This is a genomic window from Peribacillus simplex (assembly GCF_900156045.1).
GTDB classification, from domain to species: Bacteria; Bacillota; Bacilli; order Bacillales; family DSM-1321; genus Peribacillus; species Peribacillus simplex_D.
The window spans coordinates 89,872-107,342 of the sequence record NZ_FTMX01000001.1; the positions used below are offsets into that span (position 1 = coordinate 89,872).

Sequence of the window (17,471 nt, forward strand, 5' to 3'; positions counted from 1 at the left end):
TAACCGCTGGTCATTTTTGGGTCAAGTAGACTATCGAGGGTGGGACCGGTTACGATTTAGTATCCGGTCTTTTTGTATACATAAAATAATAAAATTACTTAAGAGAGTTAGTTTGAAAGGGAGAGATTCAATACAGTTTACGGGACTTTTACCTTTAGCACTATACATAAAAAAATAAAAGCAGCATGTAATAATAATATTGTTATATTTTACATATCCTTTTATTGAAACTACAAAAGTTGTAAAATTATACATGAAAAATAAATGGGGTGTGTTTAGAGTGGAAATAAATAATATAGTAACAGAAAAAGCACAGAATTTTTTTGAATATTTACTTGCTTTAAATAATTTAGTTGGAAAAGTAACCCGAGACTTCTCGGAATTTGAGAAAAATTGGTTTATAGATGACCTTAAAGAGTTAAACGGGTGCTTTGTATTAGGAAATTGCCATAGCGAGGATAACATTTTTGAAATACATAGACCAAACATTACTGAAAAGGATAAGCAACCCCCTAAGCCAGATAAAATAATTACCGATTGGATAGACTTCGACTTCTCCAACGAAAATATACAAACTTCATATAGAAAAGAGAAATTGGTAACTGATAAAGAAGGAGAAGAGATTAAAGAATCTTTTAGCGATAACAGTGACCGTAAATCTTCTTATATAAGATGGGTTTCTGAATGGAACATTTGGGCTAATAATCTGAAGGAAAAAAAGCGCGTCTTAAAACTGTATGGGGAATTTTTTGATTTGATTTCACGACTTGAAAAGGAAGGGGAATCGCTCGAATTTATTTTTGGAAGGGGATTGTTATGTTGGAAACATCCAGATAATAAGGTAGGAACGATTCGTTCTCCACTCCTAACAACTAAATTGGAACTCGAATTAGAAGCTGATAAAGGTATTATTTCAGCTAAACAGGTTGATGGCATAAAAAGCGTCGAGCGTGAAATGTTTTCAGGAATACAAATTCCAAATATTCAGCAGATAAATCAATTAATTCGTGATGTTGAATCAAGAGAGATAACAACGGATTTATCTGACTTCTTTACTCACTTTATTCATTTATTAGATGCTAATGGTAAATTCATTGAAGAATCTTCGACAAAAAAAGCAACTGAGGATCCCCTTATATATGAACATTCGATGTTTTCATTAAGAAGTAAAAATGTTAGGGTTTTACGGGATGATCTTGAACAAATTATTTCCGGTATTTCTACAGGCGAAATAGTACTTTCTGATACTGTAATCTCTATTTTAGGAGAGAATAGTAACAATTCGGTTGAAAAATTAAAAATAATGAAAGAAAACAGTGTTACTGGGTTTTTGGAAAACAATTTATACTTTCCACTTGAGTCTAACGAGCAACAAAAAGAAATTATAAACAGAATTGAAAGACATCATGGTGTGACCGTACAAGGGCCTCCGGGTACAGGGAAGACTCATACAATAGCAAATTTGGTTTCTCACTTCTTATCAGAAGGAAAAAGGATTTTAATAACCAGTCAGAAAGAGAGTCCTCTAAAAGTATTAAAAAATAAAATCCCCAAAGAAATTAGAGATTTATGTGTTCCTGTACTCGGAGGAGGGCGTGAGTCTTTACAAGAAATTGAACAATCTATTCGAGTAATTGGTGAAAAGCTTGGTGAATTAGATGTTTATCGACTGGAAACTGAAATAAACGGAGACAAGGAACAACTTCATAAAAGTAAAGCTAACGAAGCTCATTTGAAAAATCAACTAAAAATATATGCTGAAAAAGAAGGAACAGAACTTCTTTACAATGGAGAAATATTATTTAAGTTTGATATTGCAAAAAAACTATCTGAATCTACTATTGATTATACTTGGATTCAAGATGAAATATTATTAGACGAAACTTTCCCTTTATCTCCATTAGATTTTAAAGAGCTTTGGGAACTGAAAGAAAAATTAAGTAAAGAAAGCTTATTACTTAGAGATCAGTTTCTTCCTACCGTAGGTATACATATTCAGAATAGCGCTTCCTTTTCTTCTCTTATACAGACCGGCCAAGAGCTAAGTAAATACGTTGAATTAGGAAACGAAGTGATCGAAAAATATGACTATCCTAAAGATGAAAGGTTGCTTAAACAACTTTTAAAGGATTTTAAAGGCCTTTTGAGTATGTCAGCTATACTAGAAAATACCGAGTACAAATCAATTATCGAAGACTGCAAAGCAGGCGGGGTTAGAGAACAACGGTGGCGAAAATTATTAAGTGAATTAGAACAGGCAAATGAAAAAATGTTCGAACACTATAATAGTCTGATTACTCAAAGGATCAAATTACCCGATAAGGATTTTATCACTTTGAAAGAGGAAATAAATATCGCTAAGCAAAGACTTTTAAGTGGAAAAAAACCAAATGTACTCTTTTTTATGTTAAAAGGTAAGCAGGCTAAATATTTGTTTGAAGATCCTATTTTAAATGATAAACCTCTTAGTACTATTGACGATATCAGTGCAATTGAGATTTATCTTCAATACGAGGAGATTAAAAAAGAGACTGCTCGGATTTTTAACGGAAATATGGAGGAAATAGGTCTTTCAATGATCGATGAAAAAGAGAGACGGTATCCACATATCCTTGAGGAACGGATTAAAGAGCTAAAGCTTGTTATACAAGTCGTTGACTCCACTGTATCTATATATGAGAAGATAAAAATATACAAAATGAATGGTCTAAACCTGTATTCTATTGAAATTAACAAACAACTTATTAATGGAATCGAAAATGCAATCAAATATATACAACATCAAGACTGGCTCGAAAATTATGAAAAAACACTCTTACAGTTAAGAAATTTGTGTATCCAAGAAAATAGTCATCCAATCTTACATGAATTTATTAGTACTATGCAATCAAGAGATGTTTCAAATTGGATAAGACTGGTTAACTTATTGCAAAAACTGCATCAAACAAAAGAGATTGTCAACCGTTTCTATGAGTTACTAAACGTTTTAAAGGAAAGGCTGCCATTAACAGGAAAATCAATCGAACTTACTGTAGGATCTGAACAAGAATTACCAGTAGAACATATAGCAGCTTTTGAATTAAAAAAGTTGCAGTCATGGTTAGATGAAACAAAGGATATGAATTTTTCTGTATTAAAAAAACAAATTGATCATGAGCATAAAAAACAGATGAAGTTAGTGCGTGATATTGTTAGTAAATCTACATGGAAGAACCAAGTCGCAAGAATAACAGATGAAGAAAAAAGATCGCTTTCGGCATGGAAAACATATATTAAACGCTTTGGGAAAGGAAGTGGGAAATACGCACAGATGCATTTGCAAGGGGCCAGGGAAGAAATGAAGACAGCTCAAAGTGCCATCCCTGTGTGGATTATGCCTATAAATCAAGTTTTAGAAAACTTCCCTGTTACAAATGAAAAATTTGATATCATTATTTTTGATGAAAGTAGCCAATGCGATTTATTTTCAATAAATGTTTTGTTGCGTGGAGAAAAGATAATCGTAGTTGGTGATGATGAGCAAATTAGCCCCCAAGCAATTGGTACTAATCTTGAGGATGTTTACGAATTGGTTCGTCGGCATCTTTCAGGTATCCCAAATGCAAATTTGTTTGACGGAAATATATCTTTATATGAAATTGCAGAACAAACCTTCCCAAAGGAAGGAAAGCTTATGCTAAGAGAGCATTTCCGCTGTGTGCCTGAAATCATTCAATTCTCAAATGACCTAAGTTACGGGGGAGAGATGATTCCACTTAGATTACCTTTAGAAGAAGATAAAATTGAACCGCCGGTAAAAGCAATTAAAGTAAATGATGGATACAATGATGAAAAAGATAAGGATGTTAACATACCAGAAATAGATGCTATTATTGCTGATATGGTTCAAATGATAAATGATCCACTTTATGACGAGCAAACCTTTGGGGTCATAACTCTACAAGGACAAAAGCAACATAAATTGCTCGAAATAAGAATCCGGGAGGAAATAGGCGACAGTGAATTTGTGAAACGTAAGATAATTTGTGGTAATCCTTATACTCTTCAAGGTGATGAAAGAGACATAATATTTTTATCAATGGTTGTCGCTCCTAATAGGAATTTTAGAGCATTAACAAAAACATCTGAAAAGCAGCGTTTTAATGTGGCAGCAAGCCGTGCGAAAAATCAAATGAGACTTTATCATTCTGTAGACTTAGAAGAACTAAGCTCTGATGATTTACGTTATAGGTTCTTAAGTTATTGTAAGCATCCAACTCGTCTAAATGAAGAACTAGCAAACCTTGAAGACAAATGTGATTCCCCATTTGAAATAGATGTACTTAGGATGATTTTAGCAAGAGGGTATAGAGTAACTCCACAAGTTAAAGTTGGAAGATACAGAATCGACTTAGTCATAGAAGGCTTACGAGACAGATTAGCAGTTGAGTGTGATGGAGAAAAATGGCATGGCCCAGAGAAATTTGATGAGGATATGCAACGGCAAGAATCTCTCGAGCGTGCGGGTTGGAAATTTTGGCGAGTCAGGGGTAGGGAGTTCTACTATGACCGCATAAAAGCAATGGAGAGCTTATGGGAACAATTAAAAAGCATGGGAATTGAACCGTCAATAGGTCAATCACGATATAATAAAATAAATATAACTTCAAGGGATTTAGAAAAATCTGCTGAAAAGGCACGAATACAAGAAAATCTAAAAATACCAGAGATACAAAGAAGTAAATTGAATTTGGGTCCTCCCGTAGGTATGGAAAAAAAATCAATTATTGAGGTAAAAGAAGCCCCTTTTGACTTAAAATCGAAAGGTTCTCATAAGCAAACTAGTTTGTTTGAAAATGAAAATCCAACCTTACACATGAAAAAAAGTGACGACAAAATAACCGTTAAACTGGGTATTATCAATCAAGAATCAAAATCATTCTCGTTATATAACTACTTAAAATCTGCAGGTTATGAAGTTATAGATCAGCGAGATAAAGGGGGGAGTATTTGGGTTGTTGGGGGAGAAAATCTACAACCTTTAATGGAAAGCCTTTCAAGGAGGAATATAACCTTTAAGTTCTCTCCTAATGGTAGTCGTTCAACTAAAAAAGAACCTGCTTGGTATTCACAATATAGTGACTAGGACTATAGAGAACCAAAAAAATCTTATTTTGGTTCTCTTTTTTCAATTTAGATTGGGAAGAGTCGGCGACTTTTTCATTGTATTTAAGACTGCTCTCACAGCATGCACAAAAAACATATGTATGACACACTATTTCTGACACTAGTTGAAGGGAAAATTCGCCTTTAGAAACAAACAAGAAAAATGTATTATTGTTCGACAAATTATTCAATGTATCTTTTGAAATCTGAAATATTTTCTTATATAACCACAGTCAGGAGCAAATCATGAGCATCGAGAAAAAGCTAATTGTCAATTCAGACAAGGGGAATTTATTAAATGAATTAATTTCTTCAATAAATGAGTGTGAAAAGTTTTATTTCAGCGTGGCTTTTATTAATTATAGTGGTCTTCAGCTGTTGTTGGATACTTTTAAGAACGCGGAGAAAAGGGGAGTAAAGGGGAAGATTATTACTTCTACTTATCTGAATTTTACTGAAGCGAAGGCTTTAAAGAAAATAAATGAGTTTAGTAATATCCGTTTGAAGATTTTTGAAACGGAAAAGGCGATTGGTTTTCATACGAAAGCGTATATTTTTGAATTTAAGGATAGTTATAAGGTGATTATTGGTTCTTCTATATAACTCAAAGTGCACTTAAGAGTAATATTGAGTGGAACGTTGAGATTATTGCTAAAGAGGATGCTCAATTTCTGAAAGATGTATTAAAGGAATATGATGGATTATGGAATAGTAGTGTCGTAGCGGATGACAATTTCATAAGTAAGTATGAAGAGTTTCTGAGTAAATTAAAGGGCTATACGAATACACAGCAATTTATTTATGAAAGCTCTGAATATATCATTCCTAATAACATGCAAAAACGTGCGGTTGAAAACCTAGAAAGGATTAGGTCGTTTGGGGAAAAGAAGGCCTTAGTTATAGCAGCAACAGGGACGGGTAAAACGTATATGTCTGCTTTTGATGTAAAGGGATTCAAGCCTAAAAGATTACTGTTCATTGTACATAGAGAAGAAATATTAAAAAAAGCAAAAGAGACCTTTGAAAAGCTCCTTCCTAATGAAAAACTGACATTTGGATTACTGACTGGTAATCAAAAGCAAAAAAATGCTGATTATATTTTTTCTACCATTCAAACTATGTCTAAATGCTACGAGGAATTTAAACGAGATGAGTTTGATTATATTATTTTTGACGAGGCCCACCATGCGACAAGCCCTAGCTATCAAGCAGTGCTAGAATATTTCGACCCACAATTCACATTAGGGATGACAGCTACTCCAGAGAGAAGCGATCAACAAAATGTCTTTGACTTATTTGATAATAATGTTGCCTTGGAGGTTCGTTTACATGAGGCTTTAGAGGATGAACTGGTTATTCCCTTTCATTATTTTGGTATTACCGACATTGAGGGAATTGATTTAAGTGATGTAGATATTGACGATGTAGCGGAGATAACGAAGAGATTAAAGGTTAACGAGAGAGTAGACTTTATTATTAAGAATATGAATTTCTATGGCCATGACGGGGACAAAAGAAAAGGTTTAGGTTTTTGCGTAACCGTTGAACATGCACAATATATGGCACAAGAATTTAATAGAAGAGGTATTCAAAGTATCTGTTTATCTGGAAATGATTCAGTCGAGCTGAGATCGTATTATATAAATAGATTAGAAGATGATCATGATGATTTAGAATTTATTTTCACGGTTGGTATTTTTAATGAGGGTGTTGATATTCCTTCTGTAAATACTGTATTAATGCTAAGGCCAACTAATTCTCCGATAGTTTTTATTCAACAGCTAGGACGAGGGCTTCGTAAACATAAAGACAAGAGTTTCCTAACAGTCCTTGATTTTATCGGGAATCATAGTAAAACGTTCTTGATTGCCATCGCATTAAATGGAAGTCGTTATTATGATAAAGAAAGCTTGAAGGTTGCTATTGCGACTGGCTTTGCAAATATTCCAGGTTGTACACATATTCAAATGGATAAGATCTCGGAAGAACGGATATTGGCGCAAATTGATAAGGAAAACTTTAATTCTTTGAAGTATTTGAAGGAAGAGTACTTTGAATTTAAGAAAATGAATCAAGGAAAAATTCCTTTCTTATTAATGGATTATATGAAATTTGATGGAGCTCCAGATCCGATTAAGTTTATTAATCGTGAAAAAACATATTTGCAATTTGTAGCAAAAGTAGAAAAAGAGGATTCCTTGAAAAGGCTATTACTAGACGAGGCTTTTGAAGGAGTAATAAGGGAATTATCGAGTAAGCTACCTTTAAAGCGAGTGTATGAGTTTGCGATTGCTAAATATCTATTGGACCATGATGAGATTTCTTTAGAAACCGCAACACAAGAGATATTGAAGTTAGTTAAAGAGGTAGATGAAGATAGTGTATTACATGCCTTTCAGTGTCTAAATCAGGATTTTTATGATCCTGGTCAGAAAAAGAGGAACTTGAAGTTATTTACACTTGAAGATGGTCATTTATCTAAGACCTCTACTTATCAAATAGTTCTACAGAATGAAGAATATAGACCGTATATCGAAGATCTTATTATTTATGGGATCTTTAGATATGAAAAGGAATTTAAAGAAGATTACTATGGTGTCCCGCATTTGAAGCTTTATGAACAATATCAAATGGGTGATGCTGCATTACTATCGAATTATCGCAAAAGCCACAGTGCTTTTAGGGGTTCTGGTTTACTTTCGAATGGAAATGACTATTTCTTATTTATTGATTTACACAAGGAAGAAGATATTAAAGAGAGCATTAATTACCACGATGAATTTATAAATGAGCGTATTTTTCAATGGCAGACTCCAAATAGTACAGCCCCAAGTTCTGAGAGAGGCAAGAATATTGTATTCAACCAGGATAGAGGGATTCATTTACATTTATTTATTAGAAAGTATAAAGAAATAGATGGAAAGACAGAACCTTATATTTATATCGGGAAGGGTAACACGGTGGAATATGAAGGGGAAAAGCCAATTACCGTTACAATGGAATTAGAGAATGAAGTCCCAGCTAGTTTATATACTGAGTTCACTAAAAGAGTATAGTCTTCTCATTTGAGAAGACTATTTTTTTCATTGATTAATTGCTCTACAGCTGGAATGTCAGCAGGAGCCCATTTTAGAGAGCTTAGATTCTCTCCCTTTAACCATATCAGTTTTGAATGCTCATTGGCAGTTGGGGTACCTTCAATAATTCTACATTTTATTGATAGTAGGTTAATGATGAAGGTTTCATATTCATGCGTATTATCATTAAAGATTAAAGATTCTGTTTCAACCTTACATTGTAATTCTTCATCAATCTCTCTTTTTAAAGCAGTAAAAATATCTTCACCCATTTCTACTTTTCCACCTGGGAATTCCCACATGTTCGGGATGCTCATATCTGGAGAGCGTAACGCACATAGTATTTCATCTTTTTCATTTTCAATGATGGCTGCAACTACTTTAACTTGCTTTTTCATGTTATCCTCCTATAGGTTTGCTATGATTAAATAATATCATGATTAAGTGAGTTTTGTGATAAATACAGAATTTGGGTAAGTGATATAATTGTAAGATAAAATCTGAAGGAGGACCATTAATGCCAGTCCACAATAAATTAGTCCGTGATCGGATTCCAGAAGTGATTGAAGCTACAGGTAAAAAGTTTACAACGAGAGTGTTAGATGAGAAAGAATACATAGAAGAATTGAAAAAGAAGAGCTTTGAAGAGTTACAGGAATATGTAGAGACTGAAAGTAAAGAGGATGCGATTGAAGAGTTGGCTGATGTGTTAGAAATCCTCCATGCTCTGGCTGAGTATCATGGGGCTTCTATCCAGGAAGTGGAGAAAGTAAGGAAGATCAAAGCAGATAAACGCGGGGGGTTTAAGGAGAAGATTTATCTGATTGAGGTTGAAGATGAGTAAGGTCCAATTAATTATCAGTCAATTAGGGTCACACCTATTGAAGCAGATTGATTCTGCTTCTTCTATTTGTATTTTGACCTCATTTGTGATGAAGTCTGGTGTTCAATATTTGAGAGAAGCATTAAAAGCAGCTGCTGAACGTGGAGCGGAAATTAAAGTGTGTACTGGCGATTATTTGTTTGTGACCCAGCCAGAAGCATTAAGGATGTTGTTAGAGATTGATTCAAGGATTGAGGTCAGATTATGGAGGAGTAATGGGGTGTCCTTTCATCCTAAAGCTTATCTATTTCAACAAGAAAACCAAGATAGCCTGTTTGTTGGCTCGTCCAATCTTTCACGTTCTGCTTTAAGTAATGGAGTGGAATGGAGTCTTTCTGTTAGTGATGATGAAGAAGTATTTTCTCAAGGCTTGCATCTATTTTTAGAAACGTTTTATAGTGATCATACGATTTCTTTAAATCAAGAAACGTTGAAGTATTATGAAGAAAGCTATGAGAAGTTTCATATAACTAATCCAAGTCTTCCTCAAAAGTGGACGGAAACAGAGGAAATGGATTTAATGCTTCCAAGTGAAATTGATGAGTCTATTCCAACAACGGAGATCATTCACGAACCATCTGCACCATATGGGGAAGTCTATCCTCGCTTTGCACAAATTGAAGCATTAGAAGAGTTAAATAAAACAATGGAAGAAGATTATGATAAGGCGTTAGTTGTGATGGCCACCGGATTAGGAAAGACATATTTAGCCGGGTTCTTTGCGCGCAATTTCAAACGGGTGCTGTTTATTGCCCATCTTGAAGAAATTTTATATCAGGCTAAGAAGTCTTTCCAAATGGTTATGCCGGCAGAGAGCTTTTCTATTTATAATGGCAAGGTGAAGGAGAGGTATGGACATACCATTTTTGCTTCGATTTACACGTTAAGTATGCAGCGGCATCTTCGAGTGTTTGATCCTGAAGAATTTGAGTTGATAATCGTCGATGAGTTTCATCATGCAGCGGCTGAATCTTATCAAAGAGTACTAGATTACTTCAAACCGAAATTTTTGCTTGGAATCACGGCCACACCTGATCGAAATGATAACAAGGATGTATACGCCATTTGTGGTGGAAATGTAGCATTCCGGATGGATTTCCTTGAGGCTATACAAAGGAACTGGTTAGCGCCGTTTAAATATTTTGGTGTGTATGATGATACAGATTATAGTCAGATTACTTGGCTAGGATATCGATATGATGAAAAGGAGTTGCTACAGCTTCAATTACGGGATGAGATGGCCCAAAAAGTATTGAATGCGTGGAAGGACAAAAGAAAAACACGTACAATTGGTTTCTGTTCATCCATTAGGCAAGCAGATTTTCTTTCTGACTTTTTTAATCAAAAGGGCTATAGGGCAATTAGTCTGCATTCAAGGCAAAAAGACATAAATAGAGATGATGCAATAAATCAGCTTGCAGCTGGAGACCTCGATATTATCTTTACTGTCAATCTATTCAATGAGGGAGTCGATATCCCGGCTGTTGATACGCTTTTATTTGTTAGGCCAACAGAATCTTTAACGGTCTTTACCCAGCAGATTGGCAGAGGGTTAAGACTACATGACTCTAAGGATCATTGCGTTATTATAGATCTGATTGGTAATTATCGTAATGCAGATGTTAAATTAAGTTTGTTTGATACAAATTTGAGCAAGCAAAAGACGAAAACCATTGAGCCGGTTGTTCCTGAATTATGTGAAATAGAATTAGATATCCAGGTTATTAATCTCTTAAAGGAAATGACGAGAAAGAAACAGCCTAGACGAGATAAATTAGTAAATGATTATCACATATTAAAGCAGGAATTAGGAAGAAGGCCTTCCTATTTGGAATTGCATTTAAAAGGTGCCTCTGATTCCCCTCAGTATCGTCAGGAATTCTCTTCATATTATGGATTCTTGGAATATGCTAAAGAGTTTTCAGAACGTGAATCTGAAATATTTCATCGATATGAACCATGGCTAGTGGAAGTAGAGAAAACGGGTATGGCGAAGAGCTATAAGATGGTCGTTCTGCTAGCCATGCTAGATCGGGGAGAGGTTAGTTGGTTCAAGCCAATCACCTCTGAGGAAGCAGCACCATTCTTTCATAGTTACTTAACAGAAACAGAGTATCGAAAACAAATCGACTTTGCTGATAAATCCTCTAAAAAGCTATGGAACTACGATGAAGATGGAGTTAGTAAGTTAATTGCAACTATGCCTATGGCTAAGTGGAGTGGAAGCTCTAAAGGGTTAATTTCTTACGAAGATGATATTTTCAAGCTGAACTTTGATGTCAGACCAGAAGATCAGAGGGTCTTGTTTGAAATGACCAAGGATATTAGTGAATATAGACTTCATTATCACTTTGAGCGCAAAGCTAAGTAAAAGAAATAAAAGAGACATCCCCCCCAAGGAATGTCTCTTCCCCTCTATAAACTTATTGCACTCATCATCCCTTCATGCGTAGCTTCCTCAATCGTACGTGGTCCAAGGCAGTCCCCAATCTGTTTCACAATAGGCGCATGGCCTTTCATTTCTTCGAATAGTTCTGTGTTGGGAATGCGGCCAAGGGAGAGGACGATGGAATCCCAGTTTGTTAGTTCTTCTTTTTGTTGGGTGAATAGATTTCTGATAATGACGTGATCTTCTTTGATTGCCCCGATGTCGTAGTGGGGAAGGAGTTTGACGTTTAGGTTGTATAGTTTTTTTAGGTATTCGTTCCTGAGATATTGGTGGACGGTTTCGCCGATGTGCAGTCGTGATGATATGAGTGTGACTCCATGTCCTTTTTCGGCTAGGTAGATGGCTGCTTCCATGCCGGGCCAGTCGCCGCCAAAGTCGAATACGAGGACGTTGTCCCCGACTTTTTTTGTTGAGCTGTAGAGGTCATCACTCATGATGATCCGTGGGTCATCGATTCCTTCGATGGCTGGTGTATAGGGACGTGAGCCGGTTGCACAGATGATGGCGTCCGGTTTCGCTTCGGATATTTCTTGGGCGGTGGCAGTCTTTCCTAATTGAACATTTATGTTGCTTCTCATTAATTTCCGGGAGTAGTTATCGAGCATCGATTCTGCGAGTTCATGCCTCATCGGTGCTTTACGCATGGTGCGAAGCAGGCCGCCGATTGATTTGCTTTGATCGATCAGTGTAACGGAATGACCTAGGTAGTCAGCAGTTATGGCTGCCTGTAATCCGCCAGGTCCGGCGCCGATGACCAGGACATTCTGTTTGTTTCTTGTTTTCTTTAATTCTGGTAATATCCATGCTTCTTTACCTGTTGTCGGGTTTTGGACACAGCCAATCGGCAGTCCTTTATGATAGTGGCCGATACAGGCTTGTAAACAGCCTATGCATGCATCGATTGCCTGCAGGTCGCCGTTTTTTGCTTTGTTGGGCATGTCAGGGTCGACGATTAAGGCCCTGGTCATTCCGACGACATCGGCTTTTCCGGTTGATACGATCTGTTCGGCTTCAACGGGGTCGACGATTCGATTTCCGACAAAGACCGGTACGGCTCCTGCCATCCTGATTTTGAATCCATGTGGAGATAGGTACGCGTGCTTTATCGGTGATGGCGGAACGATATGTGTTGAACCCTCGAAGGTGCTTGAATCTCCGGCCGTGACGTTGATGAAATCCAATCGGACCTTTTCCGCGAGATATTCGACGATTTGCACGGAATCCTTCATCGTTGTTCCGTCCATCGTCAGTTCGTCTGAGCTCATGCGAATGCCGACGGTAAAGTCTTCTCCGACTCTTTCCCATACTTTCTCCAAAATTTTCACGATGAATCGCATCCGGTTTTCAAAAGATCCTCCGTAGTTATCGGTGCGTTTATTTGTATGCACCGACCAAAACTGGGCAGGAAGATATCCGTGTGAACAGCAAATTTCCACTCCATCAAGTCCGCCTTCCTTTGCCAGCTGTGCTGAATGGGCGAACCCTTCAACCACTCCTTCAATATCTTCTAAACTCATTGGTTTTGGCATAACGCCGAAGCGCAGGCTGGGAACGGCGGATGGCGCCCATGCTGCATTTCGGTAGTCGCTCGATACGACTTCCCGTCCGCCATGAAATAGCTGCGAGAAAACCTTCGTTCCATACTTATGGAGCGTTTCGGAAATCTTTTTGTAGGCATAGACGATTCTTTTGTCATATCCTGCGATTGTTTTGGACGTAAGCATGCCGGATGGATGTACGGATGCCGCTTCAAGGATGATCAATCCGACGCCGCCTTTAGCACGGGCTTCATGATAGGCCACCATATCCGAAGTCGGGATTCCGTCCGTGACATGATTTGTTTGATGTGCTGTGCTTAAGATCCGGTTTTTTAATTCAGTAGATCCGATCGTTAATTGGGTAAACAGATTCTTGAATTGAGCCATGATCATGACCACTCCCTAATGTTAGATAGAATGAGAGGATAGAGGGCACCAATCGCCCTCTACCTATCCCTATACAGGTTCAATATGCAATAATCATGCCGATGAGGAATTTGGGTACATCATCGTTTTTTTACTTTTATAAGGAGGGTATGGCTCATGGATATAGTATTTTATAGATAGATAACTGAACCTTTTTTGGAAAGTGGTGATTCATAAAAGGTTCAGTTTTAAAATTGTTGGTATAGAGACAATCGTTGCTTATGAAAGGGTCACATATTTCTTTGCGCACTAAAAAGTGTAACAAAATCGGTTCAATATCGAATGATGGGGTGAGTGTGTGGATACGGAAGCAAAAAAAGAATCACTAATTGTATTTTCCGATATTTCTATTTTGGATGTGAAAGCATTACTGAAAATCAATTCTTCTCCTTTTATTGTCATGAAAAATCACTTGGAAATCCTCGGCATTTTAGAGGAAGGTTTCTTTTTGAAGAGATTGGATAGTGAGGGGCAAAATCAGGAAATCACGGCTTATCTGAATACATCGTTTGTCGTCGTTGATGATTTAGATAGGCTAAGTGAAGAGGATATGTGCACCTATGATTTTGTGATTCAACATGGCGATAACCAATATAGATGCTATCCGATCACTGAAGCCAGGGAAACTCTGCTTAAACAGAAGATTAAGAGCTTAATAAGTCTAAATGAATCACTGCATGGAGAGCTTGAGGTGACAAGAAAGAAGGTCAAAGAGCTGACGCAAATCTTGGATTCCAGCTATGATGAAATTTTCGTGACCGATGCGAACGGGGACACGTTATTCGTGAGTGAAGCGTGCAAGAAGCTTACAGGGCTGCCGCCGGAGGCCTTTATTAATAAGAACATTAAAGAGTTAGTGGAAAAGGGATTGATCGTCAATTCGGTTACATTAAAGACCATGAAAACGAAAGCGATCCATTCAGCGGAGCAAACCTATCCGCATGGGCTGACTGTATTCTGCACAGCGAAGCCGATTTTTGATGAGGAGGGGAACTTATATAGAATCGTTTCGAATTCCAGGGATATTACGGAATTGGTTGAGATGAAGAGTAAATTGAACAGGGTGAATCTTAGGAACCAGCGGGCCCAGCATGGGAATTCGAGAACCGTTTCGTTCAATAACTTCATTACAAATTCGGATAAGATGATAAAGGTGTTGGAATTAGCTGAAAAAGTCGCACCGATGGATTCATCAATCTTCATCCATGGAGAAACCGGAGTCGGAAAAGGCGTATTAGCAAGGGTCATTCATGATCTTAGCAGCAGAAAGGATAAGAAATTCATTCAAGTGAATTGCGGCGCGATTCCATCGGCATTAATCGAATCCGAGCTGTTTGGTTACGAAAGCGGTGCATTCACGGGAGCCAATAAGCACGGGAAACAAGGTCTTGTTGAGAGTGCTGATGGAGGCACGCTGTTTCTTGATGAAATCGGGGAAATGCCGCTCGACATTCAAGTGAAAATCCTCCATCTGGTCCAGGAGAGAACATTCATGAAGGTGGGAGGAACGAAGGAGAAAAAGGTGAATATTCGCATTATCTCCGCTACGAATAAAGACTTGAAGCAAATGATCAAGAAAAATCAGTTTCGCGAAGATCTCTATTATCGGCTGCATGTCGTTCCAATGGAAATACCGCAGCTGCGTGAGCGAAAGGAAGATATTCTATTATTAACCGATTATTTTCTAAAGAAATTCAATGAAAAATACGGTCAATCCATCACGATCGATGATCATTCGAAGTTAATTCTTCAGTTGCAGGATTACCCGGGTAATGTCCGGGAACTGGAAAATGTAATAGAACAAATTGTCGTGACGGCTAGAAAACCTATCGTAACGATAGAGGATTTGCCTTCCGATTTAACCTATAAAGATACGGCGCTAGTCAATTTAACAGGGATCATTCCCTTGAAAAAAGCGTTAGAGGAAACGGAAAAGCAATTATTGTCCCAGGCCCTTTCCACCTTTAAATCTACCCGGAAAATGGCCAAAGCCTTGGAGGTCAGCCAAACGACGATCATGCGCAAACTAGGCAAATACGAATTTAGCTATCATGACGATTAATAAAATTTACCTCCATTGAAATCTGAATATTCAAAAACTTGGTATGGATATTGCATATTTCATTATTGATTATTTCTATTTTGATAAGGGGGTCAAGAAATGGGTGAGTTGATTTTCTCTTTAAGTTATGGGGGTTCCTTAATTGTCATGGGGTGGATCACGAAGGTGTTTCTAGTGAAAATGAAAAAGAGCCAAGAAGAAATAAAAGCAAAAGATCCGATTGAAAAGGTGGGGATGTAAGTGGCCTTTCTGCTTGGTATTATCATATCCTTTTGTGTTTATGTCTCGATCGGCATTTTTTTATTCAGGAAAGTGAAAAGCTCAGAGGAGTATTATGTTTCTGGACGTAGCGGAAACACATTGATGATAACGGGTACGCTTGTTGCCTCATTCCTAAGTACCGTATCATTTATGGGAGAAGCGGGATTTTCCTATGAAGGGTATCCGATCCTGCTGCTTATTCTTGTTATTTTTAATGCAAGCGGCTATATTTTCGGGGTATTCCTGTTTGGCAGGTATTTAAGAAGAAGCAAATCCTTGACAGTTCCTGAATTTTTTGGTAACCGCTTTCATTCGAAGAAGGTAAGACTGGCAGCTGCCATCACGACGATTCTCGGAATCGCAGCATACTTGGTAGCCGTTACCCAAGGCGCTGCGGTTTTATTGGCCGAGGTTTCCGGGGTTTCCTATCCAATGGCCCTGGTGATCATGTGGGTCGTGTATTCATCCTTTACCATTCTCTCAGGTGCTAAGGGGGTCATGGTGAATGATACCGTGATGTTCTTTTTATTCTCGATCGCAACGTATCTTAGCTTTCCTTATATCATCAAATCTGCAGGCGGATTCCCTGATGCTGTTATGAAAGCGGCAAACCTGGCAGAACGGCCTGATTTATTAAGCTGGCATGGCATTACCGGACCTGCCGCAACGATGGGCACTCCTTGGGAAGCATTGGCCTGGGCAGTCATCATGGGCTTGGTCTGGGGCATTGTCATTGCAGTGAGTCCATGGCAAAGCAGCCGGTACTTAATGGCTAGAAATGAACACGTAGCCATCCGGGCCGGCGTATGGGCAACGATATCCATTTTGACCGTCTATTTGTTCCTTCATATTAGCATCTCGACAATCACCACCATTAAAGCGGATATCGCCCCGACGGAAAAGGTATTCATTTGGGCAGCGATGAATATTGTCCCGACATGGCTTGGCGTCATCATTGTTAGCGGCATCATGGCTGCGGCATTATCTTCCTGTTCGAGCTTCCTCCAAATAATAGGAAGCAGCATAACTCGGGATATCATGGAACAATCACGGAAAAAGGAATACACCGATCAACATCTATTACGGGCCAGCCGCATTTCCATGGTCGTGATTAGCTTGATCATCTTATTGATTGGATTGTTCCAGCCGCCTGCCGTCATGTGGATCGGCTACTTTGCGGCAACATTATTTGCGGCATCATGGGGACCGATTGCCATATCAAGCGTATTTTCAAAGAAGGTAACGAAAGAAGGAGCTTTTTGGAGCATCGTATTCGGCTTCGTTGGAGTCATTCTCGGAGAAAGCCTCGGCATGTTCGGAATAAGCCTTCCCGTTTACCTCAATCCTGTCATCATAGGTTTAATCTTAAGCATAGGCGCACTTATCATTGGCTCCAAGTATGGAACGATCACCATCGAAGAAAGGGAGTTTCAGGCAAATATCCTTCAAACCCCAATTGAAATAGACGAGCAAAAAGAAATGAGCATCACCCGCAGATACCCAGCCTATTTGATGATAAGCGGCGTCATGATCATTATGGTTACACTAGTGTTTTATTATTGGCCGATCAATATGAATTGATAGAAATGGCAGGGGAGATCCCTGTCATTTTTATTCTGTATTTTGACTA

Annotated in this window: 10 protein-coding genes; 8 read left to right on the top strand and 2 right to left on the bottom strand. The window is 38.0% G+C overall.

Annotation, left to right across the window (positions count from 1 at the left end; translation table 11 throughout):
• Window positions 1-280 precede the first annotated feature (280 nt).
• The 3 genes from BW986_RS00410 (at window position 281) to BW986_RS00415 (ending at window position 8,201) form a co-directional block, all read left to right on the top strand.
• Complete coding sequence (locus BW986_RS00410) at window positions 281-5,125, top strand: AAA domain-containing protein (protein WP_076364112.1); 4,845 nt, start codon at window positions 281-283, stop codon at window positions 5,123-5,125.
• A 266-nt stretch (window positions 5,126-5,391) separates the two neighbouring features.
• Entirely contained in the window at window positions 5,392-5,748 is a 357-nt protein-coding gene (locus BW986_RS30570) for a phospholipase D-like domain-containing protein (protein ID WP_260320479.1), read from the top strand.
• Window positions 5,749-5,978: 230 nt separating this feature from the next.
• Window positions 5,979-8,201 carry a DUF3427 domain-containing protein gene (locus BW986_RS00415; protein ID WP_260320480.1) on the top strand — a complete coding sequence of 741 codons (2,223 nt, stop codon included), beginning with the start codon at window positions 5,979-5,981 and terminating at the stop codon, window positions 8,199-8,201.
• Window positions 8,202-8,206: 5 nt separating this feature from the next.
• Here the strand turns inward: BW986_RS00415 and BW986_RS00420 are convergent, their stop codons facing one another.
• A complete protein-coding gene (locus BW986_RS00420) occupies window positions 8,207-8,620 on the bottom strand; it encodes a (deoxy)nucleoside triphosphate pyrophosphohydrolase (protein WP_076364114.1) in 414 nt (137 codons plus the stop codon).
• A gap of 119 nt (window positions 8,621-8,739) precedes the next feature.
• On the opposite strand from BW986_RS00420, the gene BW986_RS00425 reads away from it, so the two are divergent.
• A complete protein-coding gene (locus BW986_RS00425; protein ID WP_076364116.1) occupies window positions 8,740-9,066 on the top strand; it encodes a nucleoside triphosphate pyrophosphohydrolase in 327 nt (108 codons plus the stop codon).
• Window positions 9,059-11,476: a DEAD/DEAH box helicase family protein gene (locus tag BW986_RS00430; RefSeq protein ID WP_076364118.1), complete on the top strand. Its 2,418-nt coding sequence runs from the start codon at window positions 9,059-9,061 to the stop codon at window positions 11,474-11,476. Before BW986_RS00425 ends, BW986_RS00430 begins: the two co-directional genes overlap by 8 nt.
• Before the next feature lie 44 nt (window positions 11,477-11,520).
• Here the strand turns inward: BW986_RS00430 and BW986_RS00435 are convergent, their stop codons facing one another.
• Complete coding sequence (locus BW986_RS00435) at window positions 11,521-13,479, bottom strand: oxidoreductase (RefSeq protein WP_076366173.1); 1,959 nt, start codon at window positions 13,477-13,479, stop codon at window positions 11,521-11,523.
• A 337-nt stretch (window positions 13,480-13,816) separates the two neighbouring features.
• Here BW986_RS00435 and BW986_RS00440 point away from each other — a divergent pair, with 337 nt between their 5' ends.
• The 3 genes from BW986_RS00440 (at window position 13,817) to BW986_RS00445 (ending at window position 17,422) form a co-directional block, all read left to right on the top strand.
• Complete coding sequence (locus BW986_RS00440) at window positions 13,817-15,580, top strand: sigma-54 interaction domain-containing protein (protein ID WP_081395456.1); 1,764 nt, start codon at window positions 13,817-13,819, stop codon at window positions 15,578-15,580.
• Between the two features lie 99 nt (window positions 15,581-15,679).
• Entirely contained in the window at window positions 15,680-15,820 is a 141-nt protein-coding gene (locus tag BW986_RS29940; RefSeq protein ID WP_179085980.1) for a hypothetical protein, read from the top strand.
• A complete protein-coding gene (locus BW986_RS00445; protein WP_076364120.1) occupies window positions 15,821-17,422 on the top strand; it encodes a sodium:solute symporter family protein in 1,602 nt (533 codons plus the stop codon).
• The last annotated feature ends 49 nt before the right edge of the window (window positions 17,423-17,471 follow it).